General features: G+C 44.7%; 10 protein-coding genes. 8 read left to right on the top strand and 2 right to left on the bottom strand.

The annotated features are described in order from the left end of the window. The first annotated feature begins 2 nt into the window (after positions 1-2). Both QD172_RS14020 and QD172_RS14015 read left to right on the top strand, forming a co-directional pair. On the top strand, positions 3-632 hold the full coding sequence (locus QD172_RS14020) for a TRAP transporter small permease subunit (protein WP_144727211.1): 630 nt from the start codon (positions 3-5) through the stop codon (positions 630-632). Further along, positions 629-1912 carry a TRAP transporter large permease gene (locus QD172_RS14015; RefSeq protein WP_084208291.1) on the top strand — a complete coding sequence of 428 codons (1284 nt, stop codon included), beginning with the start codon at positions 629-631 and terminating at the stop codon, positions 1910-1912. The genes QD172_RS14020 and QD172_RS14015 overlap by 4 nt, the downstream gene beginning before the upstream one ends. A gap of 263 nt (positions 1913-2175) precedes the next feature. Here QD172_RS14015 and QD172_RS14010 read toward each other — a convergent pair whose 3' ends face one another. Both QD172_RS14010 and QD172_RS14005 read right to left on the bottom strand, forming a co-directional pair. Next, complete coding sequence (locus QD172_RS14010) at positions 2176-2367, bottom strand: hypothetical protein (protein WP_279856061.1); 192 nt, start codon at positions 2365-2367, stop codon at positions 2176-2178. Between the two features lie 42 nt (positions 2368-2409). Then, a complete protein-coding gene (locus tag QD172_RS14005; RefSeq protein ID WP_279856060.1) occupies positions 2410-2784 on the bottom strand; it encodes a hypothetical protein in 375 nt (124 codons plus the stop codon). Positions 2785-3799: 1015 nt separating this feature from the next. Between QD172_RS14005 and QD172_RS14000 the strand changes: the two genes are divergently transcribed. From QD172_RS14000 to QD172_RS13975, 6 genes are all read left to right on the top strand, one after another. Further along, a complete protein-coding gene (locus QD172_RS14000) occupies positions 3800-5113 on the top strand; it encodes an O-antigen ligase family protein (protein ID WP_279856058.1) in 1314 nt (437 codons plus the stop codon). A 297-nt stretch (positions 5114-5410) separates the two neighbouring features. After that, positions 5411-6925 (top strand): CDP-glycerol glycerophosphotransferase family protein, encoded by a 1515-nt coding sequence (locus QD172_RS13995; protein WP_279856057.1) that lies wholly within the window; start codon positions 5411-5413, stop codon positions 6923-6925. Between the two features lie 336 nt (positions 6926-7261). Continuing rightward, entirely contained in the window at positions 7262-7708 is a 447-nt protein-coding gene (locus QD172_RS13990; protein ID WP_279856056.1) for a hypothetical protein, read from the top strand. A 9-nt stretch (positions 7709-7717) separates the two neighbouring features. Then, entirely contained in the window at positions 7718-10195 is a 2478-nt protein-coding gene (locus tag QD172_RS13985) for a CDP-glycerol glycerophosphotransferase family protein (protein WP_279856055.1), read from the top strand. 6 nt (positions 10196-10201) lie between these two features. Beyond that, positions 10202-10660, top strand: a complete 459-nt coding sequence (locus QD172_RS13980; protein ID WP_347882035.1) for an adenylyltransferase/cytidyltransferase family protein — start codon at positions 10202-10204, stop codon at positions 10658-10660. Between the two features lie 55 nt (positions 10661-10715). After that, a complete protein-coding gene (locus QD172_RS13975; RefSeq protein ID WP_127734907.1) occupies positions 10716-12065 on the top strand; it encodes an undecaprenyl-phosphate glucose phosphotransferase in 1350 nt (449 codons plus the stop codon). The last annotated feature ends 12 nt before the right edge of the window (positions 12066-12077 follow it).

Raw genomic sequence — 12077 nt, 5'->3', positions numbered from 1 at the left:
TCATGAGCTCGCATTCCCATGCGGCCAAGGCAACCTTCCCCACCGAGAGTGGGGAAGGACTGACGGCCAAGGCTGACTTGACAGTGCTGGACAGGATCAACCGTGTGGTAGAACGCTGCCTTGAGGTATTTACCGTCGGCCTGCTGTTGTCGCTGACGGTGATCGTGCTGGCGGCAGTGGCCTTGCGTACCTTTGGTGGCTCCTTGCCGTGGTATGACGAGGTCGCCTCGATCAATTTGGCCTGGCTCAGCTTCTATGGCGCTTGTCTCGCGGCCTTGAAGCGTTCGCATATGGGCTTTCCCGGCTTGATCACCAAGGCGCCTATCGCACTGCGCAGTACGCTGTTCATTACCTCTGAGCTCATCGTGATCGGATTCTTTGCCGTGGTTGGCTGGTTTGGGTATCAGGTGCTGGACGTGCTGGCCTGGGATGCCTTGATCGCCTTGCCGAGCATCGGCCTGGATGTCACCCAGTCGGTGATCCCGCTCAGTGCGGCACTCTTCATCGTGTGTGAGCTGCTGAGCCTACCCCACGCATGGCGCAAGATGTGTGAAGGCGTCAACAGCGAAGAGGAAGAGATCGCGGAAGCCATCCGTCTGGCCGAGGAAGACCTCAAGGAGCACCGCTCATGACGCTACTGATCATTATCGCGGCCCTGTTCGCACTGGTGCTGATCAACGTTCCCATCGCGGTTGCCATCGGCACGGTGGGGGTCGTGGGTGTGGTGATCTTCATGGGCGTGGACGCGCTGGTGAACGTGCCGCTGACGCTCTTCAATGGCGCGACCAAGTTCCCGCTGATCGCGATTCCGCTGTTCATCCTCGCCGGTGCACTGATGAACACGTCAGGCATCTCCATGCGGCTGATCAATCTCGTCACGGCGATGGTGGGGTTCGTGCGCGGTGGCCTGGCCATGGTAAATGTCGGGGTGTCACTGTTCTTTGCCGAGATTTCCGGCTCGGCTGTCGCGGACGTGGCAGCCACGGGGTCGGTGTTGATTCCCGAGATGAAGAAGCGCAAGTACACGCCAGAGTTCTCGGCGGCCATCACGTCATCCTCCGCGTCACTGGCGATCATCATTCCGCCGTCGCTGTCGATGATCCTGTATGGCGCCATCGCGGATACCTCCATCGTCAAACTGTTCGTGGCGGGGATCATTCCGGGCCTGTTGGGGGGATTCGGCCTGGCAGTGCTCTGCTACTACTATGCCCGCAAGTACGACATGCCGCGTGAGGCTGCCTTCTCGCTATCAGCGCTTGGTAAGGCGTTCCGGGAAGCCTTCTGGGCGCTGACGTTGCCGGTCATCATTCTGGGCGGAATCTTCGGCGGCTTCGTGACTGCCACGGAAGGGGCGGGCATCGCCGTGCTGGCGGCGCTGGTCATCGGTGGGCTGGTCTATCGCGAGTTGAATCTGCAGGTGCTGTATCGGGCGGTGATCGATGGCGTGATCCAGACGTCCGTCGTCATGTTGCTGGTCGCGACCTCAGCCGTCCTGGGGCTGTTCCTGACCGAGATGCAGCTGCCGCAGCAACTGGCGCAGGAAATCACCTCACTGACCACGGACCCGGTGGCGGTGCTGGCGTTGCTCAATATCCTGCTGCTGTTGCTGGGGATGTTCCTGCATGGTGCAGCGGCCATCATCCTGGTCGTGCCGATCGTGATGCCGCTGATCCAGCAGATCGGGATCGATCCCATCCACTTCGGCCTGATTCTGACGCTCAACCTGGCCATCGGTCAGCAGACACCCCCCGTCGCCTCGGTGTTGGCGACCTCATGCTCGATTGCCAGAACGGACATGTGGGAAACCACCAAGGTCAATCTGCCGATGATCTTCGTGCTCTTCCTGGTGCTGATGCTGGTCACCTACGTGCCGGCGATTCCCATGAGCCTTGTCGAGCACTTCTATGGGTGAGTGTTTGATTGATTGATAGGTAGATAGGTAGATAGATAGGTAGATAGGTAGATAGATAGGTAGATAGGTAGATAGGTAGATAGGTAGATAGGTAGATAGATAGGTAGATAGGTAGATAGGTAAGTAAGTAGGGCAGTGATGGAGACTGCTCACCAGACACGCCAAGGCCGCCCTTTGAGGCGGCCTTGGCGTGTCTGAAGCCAGCAAGCGAACCCCGAGGTGCATGCCCCTCAGGCAATCCACGCTGCATCAGGCGGGGGATTTCACTTTTCCGGTCCAGCAACCGGCACGCCTTGTGCTATCTGGCGGGGGCTGGACACATGCTGTTCGGCACGGAGAACCCAGGTGACACCTCCAGGCATCAGCAGCATGCCCAATACTTCGTTGGTCTGGGGCCATTGCCATGCCAGCAGGTAGCCGTAGAGCAACACACAGCAGGTCTCGAAGACGGTCATCTGCCCACCCACGGAGACCTGCAGTCGCTGGGCGGAGGAGTTTCACAAGGCATTGGCAATCCACGAACCGCCCACCGACATGAAGACGACTGCGGCACCGAAAGCCCACCAGCGCTCTGATGACAGCTCCAGAGGCAGTATTCGCGGCTGCATGACGGCGACCAGCACAAGAATCATGATTGCCACGACCCCGGTCGCGATGCCCTGCAGGGTGGACCACTCTCGCGCGGAAAAACGTCCGGCCTTGAGTTGTTGAGCATTGCGCAGTGCGAACCATGTCCAGGACATCACGCCGAGCGAACCACACAGCATGCCGATCAGGTCTCGCCACTCTCCCGAGCCCTGCAGGAAGCGAAGCAGAACAGGCACGTTCATGCAGACGATATCCACCCCGATCAGCGTCAGGGACAGGCTCATGGACAGGCGGCTCGCGCGCTGGGAGCGTCACTTGGCACGCCGCTATTCGTGCGCAAGACGCGAGGCGTTGTGCTTTCCGGTGCGGGAATGCTCTACCAGCAGCACGTTCACCCAGAGCTGAAAGGACTCGAGATGGGAGGGCGACGCCTGCGCGCGACAGCACCCTGACACCGTCAGCGTGCTGGCAATGCATGCCGCCATTCAGCGAGGCGCCGGCATCGGTCTGGCCTGGGATTTCATGGCGGGAGACGCCATCGCAAAGGGCGAGCTGGTGCGTGTCACAGTCCATCGCGCGATTATTGGCCTGGCTGAGCATCTTGTCCACGGCCTTCATCGACCGTTACCGGCCTCCGCGCGATTGTTCAGGGGTTGGCTGATCGCAATATCAAGTCACTGGATGGCGGATACTGACAACCAAGGTCTAGATTGGAGGTCAGAATCATAGCTCAAGACGCAAAGTCGAATGACGGACATCGGATTAGTTGCCGAGGTGTCGACGCAGTAGTGACGTATTCAGACATCATCTCACCCTGGAGTTCTTGTCTCAGGGACGAGCTCAATCCATGACCTGTTATCGCTCAACAGATGAGGTGAATCTTTTGTAACAGAGAGTGATTTAACGTATCATTCAAGTAATCATAAGTTATCTTTGTCATGTGAATCCCGGCGTAGTCATGACTCAGATAATATTGTGCGTGACGTCGTCGTGTCTGCAGACCTGCTTCATTTTGCCAGGTCTTGGTAAGGCTGACCCGATGATGGGCAAGCAGGGCTTTGCGATGGCTTTACTAATGGCAACCTCCTGTTTCACTACTCAAAAAGTGGGTGGCGTCTCCTCCTTTGAGCGGTCTTCATTGTGGTGGCAGGAAAGACTGTGTAAAATTCCGCGTCCAGAGTTCGTTATTCGATAACTCAGCTTGAAAGAGTCTATCTAGTTCGCATAGAGACAAGACTCTTTGATATCCCCAAGATAAACCCCAGTGTGATAAAGACACCTTGGATAAGTAGAGTCATTATGCAACCTGTAAAGTGTTGGTATTCGATTGATGATCGTCTCGGAGCTCGTTGGCTGGCTTATATAGGCATCATATCGTTATTATTATATGCCGCTTTACAATTTGTCTTGCCAAACACTCAAGAAGTGATGGAACGAGTCTTGGCATTTTCGGGGCTTGTCGCATTCTGTGTATACGGTAAAGGCTTGCGCAAGGCCCCCCTCTTATTACTTCTGGGGTTTCTCTGCGTACAATTGTTTTCCTGGAGCCTGGGATTATGGCAGTACCCGCAATGGGCGATAGATGACCCAAGGCTCCAGGATCTGGCCAAATTGTTTATCTTCATCAGTGTGGCGTGGTGGTTGAACGGAAGTACACGAAATACTCTCATCGTGTGGGGACTGGCAGTCTGCGGGGTCTTGGTCACGACGCTATTTGCACCAGGTGACGACGGATGGCTCACTGGGTTTACTGGGGAAAGAGTGGGATTCGGAATCCGTAACAACCAGCATGCATCCATGTTGTTTGGGGTTTCGCTATTGGGTTTGCTCTGTTTTGCTCGTCGCTTTTGGAGCAACGGTAACGCGCGGTATTTGAGAATAGCGCTTTGGTGCCTGGCGATGGTGATGGTAGTGACTGGCATCGCCGTTGGTCAGACAAGAGCCGTCTGGCTCAGTGCAACGATTGCGAGTGGCATTGGTCTGATACTCTGGGTTATCAAGTCCGTACTGGAGGGTAGAACCAGACATTTGACAAAGTATCTTGTCACAATTCTATTATCTATCGTAATCGGGGCAGGGGTATTGGTCTCTACACTGGGAGACTCTCTCAATCATCGCTTCCATAAAGAGAGCAGTGTGATATCTCAGTTGGTAGATGGCGAGATCACGGAAGTACCTTATACAAGCATCGGGATTCGTATCAATAGCTGGATTGCGGCGAGCCAGTGGATTGCGGAACGCCCGATGACAGGGTGGGGACCTGAAGGCCGTCAGTTGGTCATGTCGGAAACGACCTGGCTGCCAGATTGGGTACTGGCAAAATATGGCCACCTGCATAATTACTTCCTGGAAACCTGGGTCGAATATGGAATTGTTGGACTTGTCGCGATGTCTCTATTGGCATTCTGGATTGGCCGTGCCACCTGGCTCGCATGGCGGGGTAATACGATGCCTGATGACATTGCCTGCTTCGGCCTGATGTTCTTCATCTATTGGATGATAATCAGTAACTTTGAATCCTATAATTCATTCCCGACAGGCCTGTTTGTGCATAACCTGATTGTCGGTGGTTTGGTAACACATTATTGGCGTTGGAAAATTAGAAAATATTGAGTGTATGTATCCATAGAAAAAAGCACTTCGGTATATCGAAGTGCTTTTTATTAAGAGTTCTTTGATCACTCGATCGGAAAGCATCAATAAAGACTATTTTATAAATTTTACATTATGCGCTTGAAGTTATCTTTGGTCTTGTATGCAAGCTGGATTTACTCTTAATCTCTGGCCTAATACGTCAGAATTGTGTATAATCGATGAAGCTTTTATGAATCTATATCGCTATTTTTGTGCGTCGATCAAGGAACTGTTTCAATTCTTATGGTTCCTTGATTGTGCCTCAGGCTTCAGGAAATGCCCTTTAATTCTGGGGCGGTAGCGTGTCCAAAACTTGGGAAGAGACCAGCAAATATGAAAGGTTCAATAGGAAAATTATTTAAGCACAGTTTATTCCCAACCTTCTTATCTTTACTATCTTTACTTTTTGCAAGTGTAATAAATTCATCAGTTAGTTTTTTGACAGTAGCTATATTCGCTCTGATATGTTGCTTCCAAATCTTAACGGCTAAATTATCTAAAATAGATTTCCGAATTGCTGGTCTAGAGATACAAAAGGAAAAACGTTTCCGGAAGTCACATAGTTACTCTTATAAATTATCTCTTGTAAGCTCGATCGTGCCATTTCTTGTTGCATTAACACCATCTTATGTGGCCATTATTGTTTTTGCAGTTTATGTCATACTATCCGTTTATTACTTTGCTCCTTTAGTTCATAGAATAGCTAACAGAAAGTGTATACGAGAGTATGCAATAAATCGTATTAAAAATGAAAGGCCTGTGATCGCAGTATATGTGACCGGCATGCAGGGCGTTGCATATCAGATAAATCAGTGGTTGCCAGTATTAGAGAAGTTAGAACAAAGAGTAATTATCGTTGTTCGAGAATCAGATGTATATTTAGGAATGTTGCCTACTAATATAACAGTGATTTCAGCCAGGACTCAATTAGATCTAGAAGTTATATTTGGCCAACCTACATCGATAAAAAAAGTTTTATATCCTGCTAATACAATGAAAAACGTACAAGCCTTACGTTATCATCATTTGGAGCATTGCTTCATTAATCATGGGGAAAGTGATAAAGCGGTAAATCAAAGTAAATTCTTAATGGCTTATGATAAATTATATATAGCAGGCCCTTTATCAGAGCGTCGGCTACATGATTCAGGCATTCCCGTACGTACTGAGCAGATAAAGTATGTGGGTAGACCACAGGCTGATATGTCATTAAACATAAGATCAGAAGTCGAGAAAATTAAAACAGTGTTGTATGCACCTACATGGGAAGGATATGTAGAAGGAGTCAACTATAGCTCTATTAACCAAGAGGGATATAAATTTTGCCATAGATTGCTTTCTTCAGGTAAGTATAAAGTATTATTTAAACCTCATCCCTATACTGGAAAAGTAAATAGAAAGAACAAAATATTTCTCGAAAAGATAAAAAAGTTATTCTCAGATCATCACCAAGAAATCTATGGTAGTGAGACATCACTTCATGAGTTGATGAATAAGAGCGATGTCTTAATATGTGATATTTCTAGTGTTTTAAATGAGTATTTGGTAACACAGAAGCCGATAGTATTATATAAGCCTGGTTGCAATAATGAAGAGCAGTTTATGCAAGATTTCCCATCTAGCAAAGCAGCGAGTTTAATAGATAAAAATATAGATGTTATAGAAATATTAAAAAAAATAGAAGTTGATGATAGTTTATACGAAGCGAGGCGTAAGATTAGGCTTGAATCTTTAGGTGAATTTCCTGAAGGTGCCTTGGCTAGATTTAAAAAGATAGTTGAAAATGATTGATGTTGGAGATGAAATTTGAACATTACATTACTTGAACATTATAGATTTATAAAAGTCGTCTTGTTTGAATTCATATTCAATTCGCGCTCTTACCAAATGAGTAGCGTATTTCTATCTGTATCTAGACTCTTACAAGTAATAAGTTTCTTTTTACCACTTAAGATATTAATATTGTTATCTTCACCCAATAGTATACCGGTTTCTTTTTCTTACTTGCCTTTCGATATTAATCATAACTATATTATGTTGTTGATGTTTGCTTTGGTGCCGATAACATATCTTGGTTATATTATGTTTGGAGTGTTGCATAGATACTATCTAGATAAAGATATTTCAATGTGGGTCAATAGTAATAATACGGTAGAAGCTTTTAAAGTTAAATCTAAATCTAGTTTCGAAAAGCTACATGGACATATTGCAAAATTGATGTCCGAAATATACTTGCTTATTATTTCCATGCTGTTAACTATTATTGTCGATCCTTATACTTTTCTATTTGTCGTATTTTTAGTAGTAGGAAATTATTTGGTTTTTGTTAAAAAAGTATTTTATGTGAAGGAGCATGATCGAATAGGAATACTTCGACTGCATAGGAAGCAATATATTGAATATCTTTCATCTGTAAGTTTTATAGCTATATTCGCAATGTTAGCCTTACAAGTTGAGATAAATAATATTGGAGTCTTTAATGCATTGTTTTTACTATTGATTGGAAGAATGATTTTTCAATCAGTGCAAAGATTTTCGATGGAAAATATTTATATAATTTTACATGCTAAATAGGGGTGACATATGTTTGATAAATTAAGTAAAGAGATCGACAGTAAACAAATGAAAAAACCTATATGGTTATTTGGTGAAAATTTAGGAAAGACAGCTAGAGATAACGGCTTTCTTTTTTTTAAATACTGCTTAGAGCATAATACTCAAGTTGATTGCTATTTTGTATATGATGTTAAAAATTTCAAAGATAATAATAAATTAAAGTCGATCAGCAATGATAAATTGATAAAAAGGAATACGCGTAGGCATAGTCAGATTTACTTGAAAGCACGTTTTTGCATAGTCTCACACGGCATAAAAGATGCCGTACCCGATATATTTATATCAAGAAAAAAGAAGAACGTTAAGCCTATAATTTATTTGCAGCATGGAGTTATAAAATATAAAAAAATATTTTATAACTCGGAGTCATATAATAAAAATATTCTGAGATTTGTAGTATCTTCAGAATCAGAAAAAGAAGTAGTAACAAATAGAATGATGCCCCGACGAACGGAGCATCGACTTAAATTTTTAAGATGGAAGTTATATTCTCACGATGCGTTAGTTTCGAATAATTCTCAGGTAGAGCTAGGTGAATATATTGAGTCGACTGGATACAGAGAAAAACTGAGTGCAAGTCTTAAATTTGAAGAAAAAAAAATTGGTATTGCAGAAGGACGAGTAATTAATTCTGGATTGCCAAGATATGATAGATTAAGAGAGTTAGCTGGTGATATTAAGCGAACAAAAACAATCTTAATATTCCCTACCTGGAGAGAGTGGTTAGCTAATAAAGATGAGAAAGGCTTTGTTGAGTCTGATTTTTTTAAAAGCTATTTCTCCTTACTTTCGAATACGAAGTTATGTGATGAATTAAGATCTAAAGGTTGGAGAATTTTATTCTTACTACATGTAGAGAAAGATAATTTTGTCCAATTATTCGATGATGTAAAAAGCGACATAGTTGAAGTTATCACAGGTGACGTTGACGTTCAGAAAATAATTTGTCAGTCGACCATTTTGATTACTGATTATTCTAGCCTTTCTTGGGACTTTAATGCTCTCAACAAAGAAGTTGTTTTTTATCAATTTGACTATGAAGATTATTATGCTAAAAGAGGTTCTTACGTAGACAATGATTCTGATTGGATTGGTAGTGTTTACTATGATGAAGAGTCACTAATAGAGTCGATTGGTAATAAGTTAGATAATGAGATCGAAAGTAATAGCTTAAAAAGTCAATTGTCTTTGCCTTCTAGTTGCTCAGCTAAATTACTTGATAGTATTTCTAATATAAAGAAAAAAATATACTTTTTTGTCTATAATATATATGGTGTCGGTGGAACTGTTAGAACTGTAACAAATTTTGCTAACTGGCTTTACACCAAAGGCTATGAGGTTGAAGTTGTTAGTGTTAGAAGGACGTCAAAATACCCTAAGATGGGATTGCATCCAGGCATACGAGTTACTCATTGCTACGATGCTAGGCGCAATATATATAAAATTGACTCAAAGCAAGGGTTAAAAAAACTCACATACCACCTAGTGGTTAGTGGCTTATCTCGCTTTAAATCATTTGCATTTCATAAAGATGAAGAGCTTTATGATAACTTAAGCTTTTTAACAGATGTAAAGTTATTGAGAAAAATAAAAAACTTAGATGACTGTATCGCTATCGGAACCCTGCCTAGTATTAATATCATGCTCGCTAAATGGACTAACTCTACAGTTAAAGTTATTGCTCAAGAGCATCGATATTTTGATGCTCATAGTAAGAGCATGCAAGATAGTATAAAAAATTATTATTCCGGTTGCGATATAGTAACAGTATTGACACAAGACGATAAGTCAGTATATGAAAAGCAAGTCGGCGGGAAGATATTAATAGCTCCAAATGGTACTCATTGCCCAGAGAGTCCAGTTAAATTAAATAATGAGTTTATAGAAATCGCGCACGAGGATAATCGTGTTTTCAATATAGTCTGTTTAGGTCGCTATGTAACATTGAAACAGATCGACTTATTGATATTAGCTGCTGATATATTGAAAAAGCAAGAATACAATATAAGCCTTAATATATATGGGCATGGCGAGTTAAAAGCTGAGCTTGTACAACAAGTTAAACAGTTAGGACTTGAAGATTGTGTAACGATAAATGGCGCTATTGATGACGTTGCCACAGTGTATCGTAACTCTGATTTATGTGTATTGACATCTTCATCTGAATCTTTCGGAATGACTATTATTGAGGCTAATGCAGAGGCTGTACCAATAGTTTGTTTTGATATTGATTATGGACCTAAAGAACTTGTTATAGATGGTATTAATGGCCTTAAAGCATCTTGCTTTGATTATCATGACCTGGCTAATAAAATTTCATATCTAATTGATAATCCAGATGTATATAAGGAAATGTGCTATAGATCTCACGAACATGTTAAAAATAACTACTCAATTGATAAGTCATCTGAGAATTTGCGCAACATAATACAAACTTTGGAGTGATCAACCATGAAGGTAGTTATTACATATGGAACATTTGATATGTTTCATGTTGGCCACCTGAATTTACTAAAAAAACTTAGCTTACTTGGTGATCAGTTAATTGTCGGTGTTTCGACAGATGAGTTTAATTTACTTAAAGGTAAGAAAACTCTGATTCCCTACGATCAGCGTGCCAAGATTGTGGAAGCGATCGACTGTGTAGATCTTGTCATTCCCGAAAATAACTGGGAACAAAAAGTACACGATGTCAAGGCATACAGCGTTGATACTTTCGCTATAGGGGAAGACTGGAAAGGCAAGTTCGATTTTCTGCAGGAGTATTGTGAGGTACTGTATCTGGAGCGCACCAAGGATATTTCCACGACGGATTTGAAGCGCTCACTGAAGCGGTTCTTGTCAATTCCTCATGAAGATCTCATCAAGGCTTTCGAAGTCTTGGAATTGCTCCGTAGAGATCTTGAATAATGATTATATTACGAACGCTATGAAAGCTCAAAATCGTGTCTTGAGTGGCTATACCATGTATACCACTGAATTGGTACGCTTGGTTGATTTCTGTATTATCTTTCTGGCAGGGTTCAGTGCACACTGGTTCCATTTTGGGGGGCTGGATGTTTCCGAAAGATATGGATGGGGCATGTTGCTGGGGGGGATATTAGCTCTTCTGGTACTGCCGCATTTCAATATCTATCGTTCCTGGAGAGGGCAAGTCCGCTTCCGCCTGGTATTCCAGATCATGGCCGGATACATGATGTTGGGAGGGCTGTTGGCGCTGGTCATGTTCATGACCAAGACAGGTGACAAGTTCTCCCGGCTGTGGGTTGGTTACTGGATGGTAAGTGCTACGACCTACTCCATCCTGATACGTGCGATTGCTTATCCTGTCCTCAATCATTTGCGAGCCAAGGGCAAGAATCGCAAAAGTGTCCTCTTGATTGGCGATGCCTTAACCTGTGTTGGTGCTGTGCGTCAGCTGGCCAAGATCCCGACAGCAGGCTTTGATGTAGAACGAGTCATCTTGACTGGGGGGATTGAGCATTGGGGGTGGAGCGCGATTGAGCCAGAGCGCTACCAGCCTGACCAACAGATCGTCCATCAGGAGCAGGAAGTCTGGATCTGTCTCCCATTGACGCAAGGTAACCTGGTTCGTGATATCCAGTCAGAGTTGAGCCTGACGACCTGCAATGTGCGTTACATGCCCGATATGCGTGATTTTCGCCTTATCAACCATGATGTATCAGATGTTGCCGGTCTGTTCATGCTTGATCTGAGTTGCAGTCGCATGTCGCTGGGGGCAAAGCTTCTCAAGTGGATCGAGGATCGCCTGCTGTCATTGATCATCGTGATTCTGCTGTCACCTTTATTGGCGCTTATCGCGCTATTGGTGAAATGTACCTCTGCGGGCCCGGTGTTCTATACCCAGGAAAGGGTCGGGTTGAACGGAAAGCCCTTCAAGATGCTGAAATTCCGCTCGATGCCAGTCGACAGTGAAAAGGGTGGGGTGCAATGGGGAAATGCCCAGGCAAAACGAACTACCCTTGTGGGCAGGTTCCTTCGCAAGACCAGCCTGGATGAGTTGCCGCAGTTCCTCAACGTGCTCAAAGGTGACATGTCAATCGTGGGGCCGCGTCCGGAACGCACGATCTTCGTCGAAAAACTTCGTCACGAAATTCCTGGTTATATGCAAAAGCACATGGTCAAGGCCGGTATCACGGGCTGGGCACAGATCAATGGTTGGCGAGGCGATACGGACCTGGCCAAGCGAATTGAATGCGACCTGTGGTATGTAGAGCATTGGTCATTATGGCTGGACTTACGTATCATCATGCTGACTCTCTTCAAGGGTTTGATCCATAAACATGCGTACTGACACATTGGTGAA

Source organism: Cobetia sp. 10Alg 146 (genome assembly GCF_029846385.1).
Taxonomy (GTDB): Bacteria; Pseudomonadota; Gammaproteobacteria; order Pseudomonadales; family Halomonadaceae; genus Cobetia; species Cobetia marina.
This window is presented reverse-complemented; position numbering and strand designations above follow the sequence as displayed.